Annotated in this window: 15 protein-coding genes; 1 reads left to right on the forward strand and 14 read right to left on the reverse strand. The window is 69.1% G+C overall.

The features are described 5' to 3' along the window. Positions 1-10: 10 nt before the first annotated feature. Positions 11-208, reverse strand: a complete 198-nt coding sequence (locus PZB75_RS00110) for a hypothetical protein (RefSeq protein WP_275533203.1) — start codon at positions 206-208, stop codon at positions 11-13. A 16-nt stretch (positions 209-224) separates the two neighbouring features. Continuing rightward, positions 225-1,916 (reverse strand): pRL2-11, encoded by a 1,692-nt coding sequence (locus PZB75_RS00115; RefSeq protein ID WP_275533204.1) that lies wholly within the window; start codon positions 1,914-1,916, stop codon positions 225-227. Between the two features lie 264 nt (positions 1,917-2,180). On the opposite strand from PZB75_RS00115, the gene PZB75_RS00120 reads away from it, so the two are divergent. Then, positions 2,181-2,855 carry a hypothetical protein gene (locus PZB75_RS00120; protein ID WP_275533205.1) on the forward strand — a complete coding sequence of 225 codons (675 nt, stop codon included), beginning with the start codon at positions 2,181-2,183 and terminating at the stop codon, positions 2,853-2,855. Positions 2,856-2,939: 84 nt separating this feature from the next. On the opposite strand, the gene PZB75_RS00125 is transcribed toward PZB75_RS00120, so the two are convergent. From PZB75_RS00125 to PZB75_RS00180, 12 genes are all read right to left on the reverse strand, one after another. Then, entirely contained in the window at positions 2,940-3,134 is a 195-nt protein-coding gene (locus tag PZB75_RS00125; RefSeq protein WP_275533206.1) for a hypothetical protein, read from the reverse strand. Between the two features lie 5 nt (positions 3,135-3,139). Beyond that, positions 3,140-3,607, reverse strand: coding sequence for a hypothetical protein (locus PZB75_RS00130; protein WP_275533207.1), 468 nt, complete (start codon positions 3,605-3,607; stop codon positions 3,140-3,142). 72 nt (positions 3,608-3,679) lie between these two features. Beyond that, positions 3,680-4,540, reverse strand: coding sequence for a TIGR02391 family protein (locus PZB75_RS00135; RefSeq protein ID WP_275533208.1), 861 nt, complete (start codon positions 4,538-4,540; stop codon positions 3,680-3,682). Positions 4,541-4,700: 160 nt separating this feature from the next. Then, on the reverse strand, positions 4,701-5,564 hold the full coding sequence (locus tag PZB75_RS00140; RefSeq protein ID WP_275533209.1) for a replication-relaxation family protein: 864 nt from the start codon (positions 5,562-5,564) through the stop codon (positions 4,701-4,703). A gap of 439 nt (positions 5,565-6,003) precedes the next feature. Next, positions 6,004-6,432 carry a hypothetical protein gene (locus tag PZB75_RS00145; RefSeq protein WP_275533210.1) on the reverse strand — a complete coding sequence of 143 codons (429 nt, stop codon included), beginning with the start codon at positions 6,430-6,432 and terminating at the stop codon, positions 6,004-6,006. Between the two features lie 757 nt (positions 6,433-7,189). Then, positions 7,190-9,082: a MobF family relaxase gene (gene mobF, locus PZB75_RS00150; protein ID WP_275533211.1), complete on the reverse strand. Its 1,893-nt coding sequence runs from the start codon at positions 9,080-9,082 to the stop codon at positions 7,190-7,192. Between the two features lie 652 nt (positions 9,083-9,734). Beyond that, positions 9,735-10,673: a hypothetical protein gene (locus PZB75_RS00155; RefSeq protein WP_275538521.1), complete on the reverse strand. Its 939-nt coding sequence runs from the start codon at positions 10,671-10,673 to the stop codon at positions 9,735-9,737. A 182-nt stretch (positions 10,674-10,855) separates the two neighbouring features. Then, positions 10,856-11,863 carry an IS3 family transposase gene (locus PZB75_RS00160; RefSeq protein ID WP_275533212.1) on the reverse strand — a complete coding sequence of 336 codons (1,008 nt, stop codon included), beginning with the start codon at positions 11,861-11,863 and terminating at the stop codon, positions 10,856-10,858. A gap of 20 nt (positions 11,864-11,883) precedes the next feature. Next, positions 11,884-12,267 carry a hypothetical protein gene (locus tag PZB75_RS00165; protein ID WP_275533213.1) on the reverse strand — a complete coding sequence of 128 codons (384 nt, stop codon included), beginning with the start codon at positions 12,265-12,267 and terminating at the stop codon, positions 11,884-11,886. 27 nt (positions 12,268-12,294) lie between these two features. After that, complete coding sequence (locus PZB75_RS00170; RefSeq protein ID WP_275533214.1) at positions 12,295-12,669, reverse strand: hypothetical protein; 375 nt, start codon at positions 12,667-12,669, stop codon at positions 12,295-12,297. A 411-nt stretch (positions 12,670-13,080) separates the two neighbouring features. After that, entirely contained in the window at positions 13,081-14,349 is a 1,269-nt protein-coding gene (locus tag PZB75_RS00175; RefSeq protein WP_275533215.1) for an ATP-binding protein, read from the reverse strand. A gap of 150 nt (positions 14,350-14,499) precedes the next feature. Continuing rightward, on the reverse strand, positions 14,500-15,318 hold the full coding sequence (locus tag PZB75_RS00180) for a hypothetical protein (protein WP_275533216.1): 819 nt from the start codon (positions 15,316-15,318) through the stop codon (positions 14,500-14,502). Positions 15,319-15,542 lie beyond the last annotated feature (224 nt).

Genomic DNA, 15,542 nt, shown 5'->3' on the forward strand with positions numbered 1-15,542 from the left:
GTTCCGGGGTTCAGTCGAGGTCGGTGGTGCCGGTGGGGGCGCGGGGCCGGTTGCGGGCCCACTTCTTGAGGTCGTGGACGCTGTAGAGGAGTTCGGTGCCGCGCTTGGCGGCCGAGGTGGGGAAGGTGGGGTCGTTGGCGCGGGCGAAGCGCAGGGCGGCCAGGGTGAGGCCGGGCAGGTGGTGCTCGGCGGCCTGGCGCAGTCCCACCTCCTGGTCGTCGTCATCAGGTGCCGGATCCGTCGGCGACGTCGCCGGGACGGTGACGGGCTCGGCGGCCGGGGCCGGGGCGGGGGCGACCGGCGGCAGGGACGCGTCGCTGTTCCAGGTGTCGGGGGGGCGGGAAGTCGGCGGGTGGGTCGGGTTTGTGGAGCACGGGCGGGCCCGGCTGTTCGGGGAGGCCCGGGTGCTGCGGTTCGGCCGCGGTCGTCTTGCCGGTGCTGGCCCACTCGTGGGCTTCGGCCTCGGTGAAGAACAGCACCTGCGTCTCGGTGGCGCTGCCGCCTGTGACGACCTGGGCGCGGCCGGCGTGCTTGGTGGACTTCGGCGCCGGGTGGACCTCGGGGGCGAGCATCCGCCAGGCGTTCACGCTGTAGCGGGCGAGGATGCGGGTGGAGAACTGCTCGCGGACCTCCGGACCCCCCAGAGCGCGGGCGGTGGCGGACTGGGCGACCAGGAGGACGTGCATGCGCAGCTGGCGGCCCATGTAGAGGATCTCGTTGAGCGCGTCGACGGCCGGGGAGACCTTCGGGTCGCCGGACTCGCGGATCTTCTCCCAGTAGCGGGCCAGCTGCTTCATCGTCGCGTTGACCTCTTCGAGGAGGATCAACAACCGTGGGCCGATGGCCTTCGGATCGGCGCCGATACCGAGCTCGTCGGCGACCCGCGTACGGCGCCGCCCTTCGATGCCGAGGGCGATGAGCTGGTCATGGATGTCGGCGACGTCGGCGCAGTAGGTGACGCCGGGCAGGCCGCGCGCCCAGAGGTGGGAGATCCGCTTGGTGTCCAGGATGAAGACCCGGCTGCCGTGGTGGAGCATCTGGCAGGCGATGCACCGCAGGATCACCGACTTGCCGCCACCCGTACTGGCGTTGACGAGGATGTGCGGGGATTCGGCGTCCAGGTCGACGGAGACGATCATCCGCCCGGCGGCCCCGAACCCGATGATCGGTGCGGACTCCTTGGCCTTGGCGACCAGGTCCCGCATCTTGGGGTCCTTGAAGAGAGCCGTGGGCGGGGGCTTGCGGGTCTTCTTCACCAGCACGTACGGCTTGCGGCCCTCCGGGTGCCAAGAGAACGTCACGCCCTGGAGGGCGAGTTTCTGCGTGATGAGGTCGGCCACCACGTCGCGGGAGAACCCGAGCCGGGTGGGCAGATCGATACGGATCTGCGCGTCGTCGTCCGTGAAGTTCTTCGGGATGTGGAGGTAGCGGCGCGGGTCGGTCTGCTCCGCCAGCCCGAGCGGCTGATGCAGGGCGTCGTGCAGCGGGCCCACCCACTCGCGCATCAGCTCCCGGCGCTCACGGGTCAGGACCATGTACGTCGCGGTGCCCACCGTGAGGACGGAGGCGGCGGCGATCCCGCCGGGCTCCAGCGTCGCGAGCGCCGCCTCCCGGTTCTCCCACAACTCCGTCAGGGTCTCGCGGGTGGCGTCCAGGTCCCGGGTGGTCAGGTAGCCGCTCTCCGCGACCCCGCCACCGAGAGCGAGGCGGAAGGACAACCGGCGCCACCCGGGCTTGTAGGAGCGGCGGCGGACCTTGCCCTCCACCTTCGGCAGGACCCGGGTACCCGCACGCCAGAACGTCGCGTCCGTACGGCGGACCCCGTCCAGGTCTCGGCCGGCCAGCACCCGGGCGATCCCGCGCGCGAGGGAATCGGCGGACTCATCCACCTGCTTGTCGAACTTCGTCTGCGCCATGGCCGTGCCCTTTCGATCTGCGTCCCGGCACCTCACACCCGGAACCGGACACCGACCGTAAAAGCGTTGCCCTGTGCATAAGTTCTGGCGATTGACGAGCCCTGAGCTGCAGATCTGTGGACGGCGAGCCCGTGAAGATCAGGCGACGACCGCGGGAAGGCTTGGCAGTGGTGCGACTTTCGATACGTCTCATCGCGCACTGCACTCCCGGCCCGATCGAAACTTTAGTTGTCACGAAGCGTTTGCGTGCCCTACAGTTTCAGCATGGTTGATATGTGGGAGCTGCTCGACAACGAACCCTTCGAGGCGCGGGTCGCCTTCCGGGCGCAGGTTCGCGATCTGGTGTGGAACGAGACGAGGCGGCGCGTGAGCTTCCTGGGGCTCAGCGAACACGGGGGACCTACTAGCCCGAATGCGCTCGCCCCTGCATCCGCGGCCGCCAAGGTGCTGCACATCGCTTACCTGGAGGTCGCCACGGAAGCCGGTATCTCCGCGCGGGAACTGGCCAACGACGCCGCGACCCGCGCAGGCCGGGCTGCCGCTTCCTACGCGGAACTGGGCGAAGCGGCCGGGATCACCCGGCAGGCCGCCCGCAAGCGGTGGCCGGAGGCGGTCGGCACTCACTGGGCGCTCTACCTCCTGACCGGCAAGCGCCACCCGCACGGCAGGGCCGTCCAGGTGTTCCGCAGCAGCAGCAAGGCGATCGAGGCCGGGCGCACCGCCGTCGACGAAGGCGGCCTCACCGACGACGGTGCCGTGGCGGCCGTCGTCATCGACTCCGGCCGCCAGGCAGTATGGGCCTGCTACTTCGACAACGGCACGTACGCACCGGAAGAAATCACCCTGCCCGAGGACCTGGAAACAGTTCCTGCCCCCGGCGAGGGTGAGCACGGCGAATGGCAGCATCGGTGGGAGCGGCACATCACCCGCCTGCTCTGACAGCGGCAGGCCGGAACTGCCGGTCACGCGTCGGGCCCGGGCCTCCTTGTGGAGATCCGGGCCCGACGATCTTGAGGTGCAGTCTCAGCGGGTCTCGGTGTTCCCCTGCGGCCGCACCGCCGTGGTGAAGGTGGGGTTGGTGTCGCTCTTCTTGTCGGTGCCGATCAGCGCCTGGTTGGCGAAGGTGTCGACGAAGTCCGGCTGAGGCGCCGGAGCTGGGGCGGGTGCGGCCGGCGCGGGGTCGGGCTGGCCGCTCCCCTGGTTCGGTTCGTTGCTCATGGTCCTCAAGTGTGCAGCAGCAGTGCGACAGTCGACAGGCAAAGGCCTGCGCCAAGCGACCAGAGGCTGACCGCCCAGTACCGGACCTTCTCCTCGTGTCGTTCCTTGTTCTTCTCGAAGATGACCGCCCGGGACGCCGCCAGCTCAGCCAGGACCCGCCCCTTGGGGGACCCAACGTGTGCCGCCAGCATCGGGTGGGGCTCCAGATCCTTGTGCTCCGCCACCCGGAACGTCAGCACACCCGTGACCAAGGCGATGGCGTACGCGGCGAAGGCGCAGTAGGCGAGGACCTCGTGGCGCTGGTGCGTCGCCAGGAACTGCGCGGCGGTCGCAGCGAAACCGATGAGGAAAACTGCCTTGGTGTCGATCTTCGCCAGCGATTCCGACTGCCGCGCCAGACGCGAAGCCACCTCGTTGTTGAGGAGCTCCAGGGTGTCCGTCTGCGCTTCGATTTCAGCCGGTGTCATCGTCATGCCGAGAGCCTATGAGCCGAGCGGGGGCGCCGTCCGGCTCATAGGAGGTGGGCCTGGCCAGCGAAGGCCGGGTCAGGTGCCCGCCTCCTCGCTCCGACGGATCTCGCACTGATCGAGCAGGCGGGCGAAGTAGCTGTACGCCGCGAGTCGCTCCATCCCTTCCTGTTCAGTGAGCTCATCGCGGGTGTGCGTTGCGACGTTCCTGACCGTGAGGTTCAGTCCGGTCGCGAGGTTGTTGAGCGCGCCAGCCAACGGCGCCAGCCCTCCGCGCATGCTCTTGGCAGTCTGATCTTCCGCCGGGCCTGGCCAGGCGAGCTTGGGCTTGCTGGGTTCTGGGTCGCCCGCGGAGAGGGTCTGCTGCCAGAACGAGGTGTCGGTCACGTCGTTGCGGCCCAAGCGTTTCTTCCAGTGCACGGTCAGTGCCTCCGACGCCTCGCGCACCGCGACCCGGTACTGGTGGGTCGTCCAGTGGGCGGCCGCCGCCGTCCAGATGACCTCATGGAGTTCGGAAGGGGCGAATCCTGGCGTCGCTGACTCCGCCGCTGCCTCAGCCTCGCTGATCATCATGCTCAGACGGCCCCGGACCCTGGCCGCCGTGGTGCGGACCTCCTGGGGTGTGAAGAGCGCCTTGGGGGCCGACATCAACGACCAGTTCTCGATCGGGTCAAGGACCCCGACCCCGTCCACGGCGATCTGCGCCCCAGTAACCGTGACCGCCCGGGCAGCGGCCCCCGCAGCCTCCGCCACGTCCAGCTCGAGCCGGCGTATCGCCGCCCGGTCCTGCCCGTCCTTGGGCCGGACCGTGGGGAACAGCCCGCGCGTTTGGACGTGGTCCGACTCCTCCTGGGTCTCCATCCAACGCCCGAAGACCTCCTCGAACCGCTCCACAGCGGCCCACAACCGCTTCAAGTAGTCAGCGCTGTACGTCGTCACGCCCTACCCCCTCCTCTGGATCATGTCTGCCCGCCACCGAGAGCTAGAAGAGTGCGCCTGCTCGTCGTCGGCCTTCATCCGACCAGCCTTCCAGCCACCACTGACAGCGCGGTCCCGATGGCCGGAGGACCGGCAGGGGTGAAGGCCGGGCCTGTCGTACTCATCGCGCCTTCGGCAGTGCGGCCAGGGTCCGGCGTTCCTCGCCGCGGTGGTTGCCGACGACCCGCCACACCGCCCTGCCCGCGCCGTGCTCCGTCAGCAGGGACAGAGTCGTGGTCGCCACGGTGAGCCGGTAGCCCACGCTCCCCACCCGGCCGGCCCGCTCATGGAAGGCGGCTTCTCTCGTGTCCGGGGCCGCGCGGCGCCGGGCCGGGGCGAAGACGAACAGCACCGGCGGGAACGGGCGGTCCAGGGACGGCCCGGCGTAGTTCTCCTGCCAGTGCGAGCGCGGCGGGCGGGCGGCGTTCCCGCGCCCGGCTACCGGGGCGCCCCGGTAGGCGTCGTAGCGTTCCAGCTTGGCGATCAGGCGAGCGTAGGACATGGTGCGGTCGATCTCCACGAACGCGCTGGAGCCGTCTGCCAGGAGCACCACGCCGTCGGGCAGCAGATTCCCTGCCGGGGTGGGGTGGGGCGCTTCCACCCGCCAGTCCGCGTGATCGGCAAGCTGCGCCTGGTGGAAGGCGATGGCGGTGTCGACCAGGGCCAGGCCGTGCTCCCGGAGGCCGGTCTTGCTCGCGGCGATGCGCTTGCCCGTGGTCCGGCCGGTGGTGGGTGCGAGTTCACCGGAGGCCGCTGCTTCGGCGAGGCCGACCGGGGTGCAGTGCCAGTAGCTCTGCTGGGCGCGGTTGGTCCGGCCGACCAGGGCCGGGGACTCCTCCAGCAGGTTGCGCAGCGCCCGGCGTACGTGGTCGGTGTCCTGCTGGTGCGGCAGCAGCAACGCCTTGAGCTGGCGGGGTGTGGCCAGGCGCAGCTGAGCGAGGGTCAGCAAGACCTCGCCGCGGAGGTCCGCGCCGGCCTTCGCCACCGCCTTCTTCCCTGGCCGGGACGCTTCTCCCAGTACATCAGTACTTGTAGAAGAGGAGTTGCAACCGGCCGGGGCAGGCGAATCAGGGGTCTGATCAGCAACAACGCTCAGACGGCGGCGAGTGGCTGCGTGGCTGGGTGCGGGGCTTGCCCCAGGGCTCGGAACGGGGCTCGCTGTCGCAGCGGGGTGCGCCGGGGAAGGGCGGGTGTGTGGATCGGGTGCGGCGGTCATCGGGTCCTCGCGGTTCTCCGGCCCTACGTAGCCGGATCGGTGACAGGTCCGGCCCGTACGCGGATGTGCGTACGGGCCGGAGCCACCGTGCGAGGTCACCCCTTGACCGCGGTCTGACGCCCGACCATCACCGGTGCCCGGTACGCCCCTTGACCACCGTTCGTTCTCCCGGTTTGTCCGTGGCTGACGCCACACCGGCAGGCGGGGATCAGCGGGCGGGGCGTGTGCTGGAGGGTGAGGCTCCGCGCCGCCAGTCCGAGGGCTTCTGGGCCCGGAACGTCTCGCCGCTCTCGATCCGGGCCTTGTTCCGGGTGAACTCCCGCTCGGCTGCCGACAGCTTCCGGGGTGCGCAGCCGGGGTGTCCCCAGCCCTCGGTGACCTTCGTGATGACCTCGCCTTTGGCGTAGTCCTTGAAGCAGGCCGGGCAGGTGCCGCCGTACGCGGCCCGCAGCGACCCGCGCGGCAGCGGCACCGTCTTCTTGGCCACCGCCTTCTTCGCGGCCGGCTTCCCGCCACCCGCCTTCTTCCTCGCCGCCTGCGCCCGCAGAGACGCCTCGCGCTGCGCCTTGCCGGGCCGCTTCTTCGGCTGCTGCCCACGTGCCGCCTGGGCGGCCTTCTGTGCCGGGTTCTGTCCCACGCGCGGACCATAGAAGCCGACATGCGGCGAGCGGCGCACGCCACGCGCACCAGAGGGCCCAAGCGGTGGCGCGCGGATGCGGACCGGCGCGCGCACGGTGCGCTGAGTTGCGCACGATGGAACGCACTCCCCCGCCCGGTGGAGCGCACCGGGTGGCCTCCGCCCACTCCTGGTGCGCTTCGCGGTGGCCGCCACTCTCCATCCGGTGAGGAAGGTGTCATGCACTTCCACCCGGTGGGACGCGCCTCGATACGGCGCTGCGCGGCATCGTCCGCACCGGCCTACGGACGGTGACGGTGCGCGGTGTGCCGGGAGGGAGAGATCTCCCCTCCTCCACCGTGCACTGGGACCCCGGCGCCGGTCGATGCCGGAGAGGTAGCGGACGAGGTCAAGGGGAAACGTCGAAGATCACGCGGAAACTCGTAGCTGGACAAGGGTTGCTTTCCGCCCGATGGGCTGGGTGGAATCCGGCGGCGCACCTGGTCAAGGGGGTGCATCGAGTGCACCGCATCCGATGCGCCGTCACCCTCCGTACGCACACCGGGTGGAACAGGCGGAAGTGGTGTCCACCCCCACCCGTGCGGTCTCGTGGTGCGCATCGCGCCGCGCACTGTCGGTGCGGTGGCACGCGGCGGGTGGAACATCACGGTGGGCTCCACTCCACTCGATGCGCGCCACGGTGGGCTCCACCTTCTCCGACGGACATCAGGGGTGGAGTCCACTCCGGCCCGACGCGCGCCGTCCGGTTGGCGTCCCTTCACAGGTCGGGGCCAACTGCCCTGCTCTGGTCGGGCTGCGCCGTGTGGTGCTGTTGTGCGTCGGCGGCCGGGGCCTGCTTCGCCTGGTGCGCTTGCTTGGTCTGGTCTGCCTGCTCTTCGACCGTGCGGCCGCGGGCCTCGGCTGCACGGGTGAGGGCGGCGAGGTGGGCGAGGTTCTGCGGCGAGGTGATCCACGTCTCGGGGTCAGTGGTGCGGCCCTCCAGGTACTCCTGCGGCATCGCGGCCTGCTGGTGGGCGTGGATGGCGGCGACCCGCTGCGCCGGGCTCTGAGCGGCATCCCCGCCGGGATGGTCGACGCCGTGCGGCGCGGCCTGGTCGTGGTCGCCAGCGGGTGGGGGTGCGGCCGACGCGGTCGCGGCCGGGGCTTCGTCCCGTGCGGGCGGTGCGGTGAGGGCGGTACGGATCGCGTTCTGCAGGGCGTGGCTGGCGACCTTGGCCCGCTCGTACCGGGTCGACTCCCGGGGTGGCTTCCCATCGGTGCCCGCGATCCACCAGCGGCTGGGCGAGGTGAACTCGGCTGTGTAGGAGAGCTGGTCCGGGGCCGGGGCCCGCCGGCCTTTCTGGGGCACGGTGAGCTGACGGCTGTAGCGCTCCAGAGCCCGGTCGGCGATGTAGGTGTCGATGCCGGGCGCGTAGGCGCGGCCGCGCAGGGTCTCCAGCAGATGCCGGCGCGCTTCGGCCAGGACGTGGCGGCGGTAGAAGACTCCGCGCACGGTGAAGACGACCGCGGCGACGTCGACCGTGGCGAGCGCGGTGTCCACCCAGGGGCCCACCCGGGCCCGGATCGCCGCCCCGGCCGCCTGGCACCGTTGAAGGAGCTCGTCGACCATCCGCTGCCCGAACTTCAGGAGCGCGGAGACACGCCACCACGCGAGCAGCTGGTCCAGCGGGCGCGGGGTCTTCTTGTCCGGGCGGGTCTCCTGCGCCGCCCACCACGCCAGACCGTGGCGGGCGCGCTCGCCGGGCAGCCGGCCGTGCTTCTTCACGTAGTCGTCGGTGATGCCCTCGAGGACGTCCTCGATCCGGCGGCGGCGGGTGGAGGACCAGTCGATGAGCTCCTGGTCGACGCCGGCTATCTCCATCACCGGGCGAAGGCCCGGCGTCACCTCCCTCGGCACGGTCGCCAGCCCGAGTTCCTCGCACACCTCGGTGGTCATCTGAAGGGTGTACAGCGTGTCGGCGGCCACGATGTTCTTGTAGAGCCGGGCCGTGTCCAGCGCGTACCAGGAGCTGTCCGGGCGCTGTGCCCGGTTGGCGATCAGACAGTGCTCGTGCAGGAGCGGAAACCCGTTCCTGTTGTCGTAGTGCCTGAATGCCGCGACGACCAAGGCCGGGGCCTTCGCGCGCCCCCGGCCGGACGCCCACCGGGTTTCTGTGACCTCGTCCTCCAGCCAGCGCAGGGTCGTGGCGATGGCCCGCTCGTGCGCCCGCTCGATGACCCGGCGCGTCCGGTCGTCCCCCAGCGCCCACAGCACGACCAGTGAGGCCTGCGGCCGGAACACGAAGTCCAGGGCGAGCAGCGGGGTCTGCTTGCGGTGCTCGATCTCCTCGATCGGCTGGCCGAGGACGGTGGCCCGCCGTGCCGTGGCCGGGTCGACGCCGTCGTCCAGGAGCTCGCGCTCCATACGGTCGGCGTCCGGGTGCCGGCCTTCGCCGAACAACAGCTTCATCTGCCGTTCCGTCACCCCCTGCCCGTCGGTGAGGCCCAGCGCGGACAGGCCGCGGCCTCTCCACACCCCGGGCGGGAGCCCGGCCATCTCCTGAGCGTCCTTCAACGACTGGCCGACGGGACGGCGCCCGTCCCCGAACGCGACCCCGCGCATGTAGTACCGCCAGGCATTCCGCCGCTGCACCTTCGCAACACTGATCATCCCGGCAGCGAACACCGGCTCTGACCTGCACAAAAGAGCGCTCCCGTGGGGCGGGAGAGTTCACCGGAACTTCACGGCCGATCCCGCACAACGGGCGCCGGCGACAACATCGCGCCCGCCCTGCGGACGCACCCGAGGCCATGCAAATCCTGTGCGGCACCCGGTCACACACGCCTCACAGGCAACGAAAACCGCCAGCAGACACCGCTAACGCCATAACGCGTACACCTACGTACCGCTCCCCCACGACCGGGCGGAAGGCGCCCCGTCCCAGCACCACGTCACCGACTCCCTTCAACCCGAGTAGGACCCGCCGCCCCCGGCATCGCCGGGGGCTTCTTGCTGCCTGGAGGACCGACGTGCCGACCTACGAGACGCTGCCCCGCTTCACCCGCGACCTGGAACACCTCACCCCGGACCAGCACCGCCGGTTCCGCCGGACCGTGGCGGCCTTCGTCGACGACCTGCGCACCGGCCGCCAGTTCCGCCCCGGGTTACGGGAAGCGCGCAGGTTCCCGAAATCCCGGAGCCGGAGTACGCCGAACCGGGACGCCACTTCCCTGTCTTCGGCGGTGGTCGTGCGAGTTCAGACTTCACGGCTGGGGCCGGATAGGTACCCGTATTCATCCGGCCCGTGCTCCGGCCTCCTGTGTCAGCTGGTGCGGCCGTTCACTTCGAAACGTTGGAAGAGGGCCAGCAGGAACTCTTGGAGCAGGAGCCTGGCACGTTCCGCGTCCCTGAGTTCGTCGTGGCCGAACCGGAAGACCTCGTAACCTCTGAGCTTGAGTTCGCGGTCCCCAGCCACCAGCTCCGCGTACTTACAGCTGTCGGGTACCTGACCGTCGTCGCGGGTGTAGTGCTGGGACCCGTCGACCTCAAGAACGACGCGCTGGCCGTGGGGCAGTAGGAGCAGGAAGTCCATGCGGGAGCGCAGCAGCGCTTCAGGGCCACGCTCACGGACTGTTTTGTGGTCCCAGTGGAGCCACACCTCGGGCAGGAGCGCCGGGAGGTCATAGACGGCAGAGCCGAGGATGTGGTGGTAGAGCTCGAAGACGTTGCGCTGCCCGGGTGAGTTGCCGGGCAGGCTGCGGCGGAGCCGGTGGTAAAGGGTCTTCTTGGCTTCGGCCTCGTCTGCGATCTTTTGGGTGTCCTGCCACCAGGTTTGGAGGTCTCGCCAGCGGATGCCGTCGCCTGTGATCTCGCGGTCGTAGACAAGGACGTTGCCGGGGTCACCGACGATTTCGATGTCGTTGTCCACTGCGGAGAGGAATCGGATGTCCGGCTTGGTGAGCGAGGCGAAGATGACGTTCTTCGGCCGTCGGTTGTCGGCGAGCCGGGTGGAGACCACGGTGAAGCGCGGGTAGCCGCCGTCGGCCCCGGTCTCACGGAGCTCGACTCCCGCGCTGCGGATCTGCTCGTTGATCTGTGCCACGAGGTGACGTTGGGCGGGCTCGTCGAGGAGCACGTCGGCGGAGACGGCCGATGCGAGGAAGCGGGCGAATCGCGCGTCGCCGGCCTCGAACGCCCCGAGGTGTTCGAAGAGGTCCTCGGTCGACCAGTCCTCCGGGTTGCGGAAGACGTGTTGCTGGATGTGCTATCTCAGCCCAGGCGGGCGGTTGGTGCTGGGAAGTAGCAGGTCGGCAAGGGATTCTTCACGGTCGAGCACCCAGAAGCGCTCCAGCAGCGTCATGAATCGGGCTTCGTGGCGTGCCATGTCCGCCAGGTCCAGGGCTCGGGCCGGAAGATTTCAAGTCCAGTGAGACGGTCGTGATGCTATGAGGTTTGTGGTGCGGGTTCCCTGCGCTTGGCTGGGTCGTTGATCCATGCCTGCTGGGGTATCCGGGGTGGTCGGGGGCGGCGGCCGAAGCGTTCGGGGTGGCGGATGTATGCGTCGGCGAGGGTGACGGCCCGCTGGTCGCGGACCTCCTCGGCGGTGCCGAAGTGCACGCTGGCCGGTGTGTGCCAGCCGATGCCCGAGTGCCGGTGTTCGTGGTTGTAGTACGCGATGAATGCCTCGAACCACTCGCGGGCATGGGCCAGCGAGTCGAATCGTTCGGGGTAGTCGGACATGTACTTCGTGGTCTTGAAGTGTGCCTCGCTGTAGGGGTTGTCGTTGGAGGTCTTCGGCCGCGAGTGCGACCGGGTGACGCCGAGGTCGACCAGCAGCTGCGAGACCCTCTTGGAGGTCATCGAGGTGCCGCGGTCGGCGTGCACGGTCTGGGGCACGATGCCGTTGCGGATGATGGTCTCGCGGATCAACTCCTCGGCCCGCACCGCTGATTCGGCCCGCTCAACGGTGTGGCCGACGATGTAGCGGCTGAAGATGTCGATGATGACGTAGGCGTGATACCAGGTGCCCTTGACCGGTCCGGCCGCCTTGGTGATGTCCCAGGTGAACACCTGCGAGGGTCCGGTTGCGACCAGCTCGGGCACTGCTTTGGCGGGATGAGCGGCCTGCCGTCGGCGCTCACCGGACTGACCCTGCTCGCGCAGGATCCGGTACATCGTCGAGACGGAGCAGTAATAGCGGCCGGCGTCCAACTCGCGGGCCCAGATCTGGGCGGGCGCCAGTTCGGCGTACTCGTCGCTGTTCATCAGTTCCAGGACGGCAGAGCGCTCCTGGTCCGTCAGGGCCGAGGGCTGCACCTGCGCGTGGGAGCGGGGTGCGCGGACTGTCGGGGGCTTGAGGCTGCGATAGTGCGTGGCACGTGAGCGACCGGTCAGCCGACACGCGGCCGTGATGCCCAGCTGAACCTCGACGCCGGTGAACGCCTCGTCCACGACAGGGACTGCGGCAGGCTTCAGTCCGCGCTCTCGGAGATCATTTCCAAGAGCGCGGAAGCTTTTCCCATCACCTCGAGTGCGGCCCTGTTCCGGGCCAGGTCCTTCTCCAGCCGTGCCACCTGCTGCCGCAGTTTCTCGTTCTCCACCTCCGCGGCGGACTTCTTCCCACGGGCCGGGCTCGTGCGGCGGTCGACCAGGTTCTCCAGGGCCCGGGCGTCCCGGGCGGCCCGCCATTCCTTGACGTGCGAGTGGTAGAGCCGTTCCCGGCGCAGGACCGCGCCCTTCTCGTTCCTGGGCGCCGCGTCGTACTCAGCGACGATCCGCAGCTTGTACTCCGAGGTGAAAGTGCGGCGCTTCGGCCTCGGTGCCGGGTCGGACCCGACCGGTTCAGTGCTGGTCATAAGGGGCGATTCTCCTGTCCTACCCTCTCAGGCTAACCCGACAGAGCGGGATGTCTCACCCAAGGCTGGCAGAGAGGGGGCCAGTTCGCGTCGGACCCTCTTGGATATCCCCGGGGGTGACGACTCCGCCCAAAGTAGATCTTGTATCCCGTTGCGAGTCGCAGCGGTGAGGCTCCCACGAGCCAGGATGCTTTGCGCGACGTGGGTGAGGTCGTTGTCGGAGACCTGGGCGTAGCTGCGTTCGATTCGTTCACGCAGCGATCCCTCCTCCTTGGGGATCTCCGGCATGGCCAGCTCCGCGAACGCTGCGTTGAGGGTGGCGTGCGTGTTCCCGCTGAGGTGGCGCGAGACGACAGCGTCCAGCTGCTGCCGAAGTCCCGAGCGGTACCTGCTGCTGACCATCAGCCGATGATCCCAGAACTTCGCCGGGCAGTCAGCAGTTTGCAGCGTCCAGGACGGCTGTCGAGTCAGGCTCGCAGTGCTGGGCGGAGGGCCGAGCGGTGCTGGTCATGGCGCGATGGACGCCTCAGATGCGAGGCGCCATGACCTGCCCCGGCAGCGGCCCGGGGCAGGCGGTCTTTCTCTGCGCCAGCTTCACCGCGGCCTGGGCAAGTGCGCGCGCTGCGAGTGCCTCGGGAGAAGCCATGGCCTGGACTGTAGCCACGAACCGGCTCCCGCAAGAAGGAGACCGCGGGTCCCGTCCCCACCCTCTCCTTGTCGACCGCACCCCACCTGTCACCGCCGACGCCATCGCTCGCACCGGCTTCTGGGACGAACGAATCGGTAACAGCAGGCCCGCAGGGAGCAGCTCAGCTACGCCGACCCGTCACGCTCTGGAGGGCGGATCATCAGAACGTTCGACACACCGCCCTGGTTCACGCAGTCCTGCGCCAGGTCGTGCACCTGCCAGAAAAAGTCCGGGTCAGAAGCAACTGCATTCACAGTCGTCTCGACAGGCGTATACCGATGCAGAGGGGTCGACACCTCGTCGTAAACGAAGCCCATGGTGTCCCGGGTCAGAATTGTCAGCGGCCCTTCGCCAGCCCACTCGACTCCGACACGCACGTCGTACTCGCCGGCACCGGTCAGGTCCGCAGTCGCTCGGACCAACGCCATCATGTCCGCGATCGAGCACTCGATGGCAGAGGACTCGACGTGGCGGCCCTCGAAGAACTCCCCGCCCTCAGCGCCCGAAGCAGCACGCCGGTGTCCGCCCACAGCGGCCGCCAGGGTGACCGATCCGTCGTGGTGGATGGTGGCCCACGCCTCCTTCCACAAGGAGTAGGCGGCCGCTGCCGTGTTCACCAGGACCCACCGGCGCAGGCCAGGGCGAGGGTTGAGCCGGTTCACGCTCTCCAGGGGGTGAACACCACCCCGCCCCGCGTACATCAAGGCAAGGCTCTCTGCCTTGGACATCACCTTCTGCGCCTGGTCGCGCGTCAGCCTCTCGCGAACGAGAGGGAGCCGCGGGTGGGCAACCGCGATCAGCCACGCCCGCTTGCGGCTGTCGCGCCCGGCGGCGGCTTCGGTGAACAGCGAGTCCAGGGCCTCGGTCGCGTGGCGGCGCTCGTCGAAGCGAGCACGGTACATGGCCTCGATCTGGCGTTCCTTCATCCATACCGTGTCGGCGTCGTTGCGGACGGGAGCGCCAAAATAGTCGTGCCGATAGATCAGGTGCGGACCGTCGACGCTAGCCGGGATCTCCACCACCACGGCCCTGTTCCCTGCCTCGCCCACACGGTGCACACCCAGCCCGAACACTGGCGGAGAGATCGCAGTGATCGCGGCGCTTCGCAGTGCCCGCTCGTGGCCCTCATCGAACTCGCCGACATCGACGCGGCTAGTCGCCGCCTTCTGCGTCTCTTGTACGCCGTAAACGATCACACCGCCGCCGCTGTTCGCCATGGCCGCGACATCCTTCGGGAAGTCTGTCTGCGGCAGACCTTTGGCGGGCGGCAGCTCGGACTTCCAGTCCAAGTCGCTGTGTTCCGTCACGCCAGCTGTTACGGCGGCGTCCAGGATGTCACCGGTCAGTGGCCCAGGCGCGAGCCCGAGTATGCGGTGAAGTGGCGTGAAAGGCATGGCGCAAGCTTAGGGAAGCCCTCTGTGCCCTGTCCTCCTGAAGCTGCCACGAAGGGACCAGTAGCTCCAGGACGGCAGCGCCGCCGGCCGGGATCCGCCCGACCGGGGGCCGAATGCGCAGCGGCCGCTCTCGCCCCCGGAGCGTCCGGGCTACGCGAGCGGGGCATTGGCGCCGGTGAGGTCTTCGACCACACCGGGGTCGAGCTCCGCAGCACAACCCCGCAGACGCTTCTGCTGCGCGGGGGTCAGGCCGAGCTCGTCGTCGAAGGCGAGGCGTTCAAGGGCGGCGGCGACGTAGCCGGGCGCGGCTGCTGCCAGCGCCTGGCGCATGGCCTCGCCGACCACGTCTGCCGCGGGCAGGCTGGCGGAGTAGTGCGCGGCGATGCCATATGTCTCGGCCGCGCGCGTGTTGATTCGCTCCAACGCAGCCTGCATATTGGCGTCACCCTGGTCGGCACGCAGGACGAGGTCCACTTGGTCGCGGCCGTTGGCGGCAGCAGTCACCGGTCGGAGACCAGACGCAGTCGGCCCCTCGGGGGCAGTCTCCTGTACCACCTCAGCGGCCGGGGCGTCCTTGGGCCTGCGTCGCAGCTTCTCCTTGAATCGGCGTGCCCCCTCCTTGAGGTACGGGGTGGCAACCTCCACGGCGGCGACCGTCACGGTTTGAGCGACCTCAACTGCAATGTCGGTGGCGCAGTTGACGAGGAGGTTCCTTAGGCCGTCCTCGTAGCCCTCGTCGTACCGGTCGTCGGCGTCGAAGAGTTCGGCCTGGGCAACGAGCGAGTTGTCCCGGTCATCGCGGGCGGTACCCCGCATACCGCCGGAGGAGGCACGGGAGTGGTCGAGGTGGGTGCCGGCCGGGAACTCGACCAGCATGTACTTTCGATTCATTTGGAGCCGTTGATATTTGGACATGACGGAACTGTAGAAGGCTGCGCCGACAACACGGCCGTTTTCAGAGATCGCCATTAGTCGTCGCTGAGGAGGTCCCTCGTCCTCGCTCCGCTCGAGTGCCTCGTCCGTGCCCCTATCGTGCCGATCCTCTCGCCTCGGCGGCGAGGAACGTGCCTGATGTGCCTGCACAAGCTATGGGTTTGTGGCCAGCCGTTGCACTTAACAGATGCAGATAAGGCCCTACGACTAACGGCCGGTGTACGTACTGCGGATCGCCGCCGGTGCCCGCCCCACCCGAG

Source organism: Streptomyces sp. AM 4-1-1 (genome assembly GCF_029167625.1).
In the GTDB taxonomy this organism is placed as follows: Bacteria; Actinomycetota; Actinomycetes; order Streptomycetales; family Streptomycetaceae; genus Streptomyces.

Excerpts from the sequence above, each read along its gene's own strand:
- PZB75_RS00170 (WP_275533214.1), bottom strand. The coding sequence starts at position 12,669 with ATGGTCAGCAGCAGGTACCGCTCGGGACTTCGGCAGCAGCTGGACGCT.
- PZB75_RS00180 (WP_275533216.1), bottom strand. The coding sequence starts at position 15,318 with ATGGCGATCTCTGAAAACGGCCGTGTTGTCGGCGCAGCCTTCTACAGT.
- mobF (WP_275533211.1), bottom strand. The coding sequence starts at position 9,082 with ATGATCAGTGTTGCGAAGGTGCAGCGGCGGAATGCCTGGCGGTACTAC.
- PZB75_RS00120 (WP_275533205.1), top strand. The coding sequence starts at position 2,181 with ATGGTTGATATGTGGGAGCTGCTCGACAACGAACCCTTCGAGGCGCGG.
- PZB75_RS00175 (WP_275533215.1), bottom strand. The coding sequence starts at position 14,349 with ATGCCTTTCACGCCACTTCACCGCATACTCGGGCTCGCGCCTGGGCCA.
- PZB75_RS00125 (WP_275533206.1), bottom strand. The coding sequence starts at position 3,134 with ATGAGCAACGAACCGAACCAGGGGAGCGGCCAGCCCGACCCCGCGCCG.
- PZB75_RS00115 (WP_275533204.1), bottom strand. The coding sequence starts at position 1,916 with ATGGCGCAGACGAAGTTCGACAAGCAGGTGGATGAGTCCGCCGATTCC.
- PZB75_RS00130 (WP_275533207.1), bottom strand. The coding sequence starts at position 3,607 with ATGACGATGACACCGGCTGAAATCGAAGCGCAGACGGACACCCTGGAG.
- PZB75_RS00165 (WP_275533213.1), bottom strand. The coding sequence starts at position 12,267 with ATGACCAGCACTGAACCGGTCGGGTCCGACCCGGCACCGAGGCCGAAG.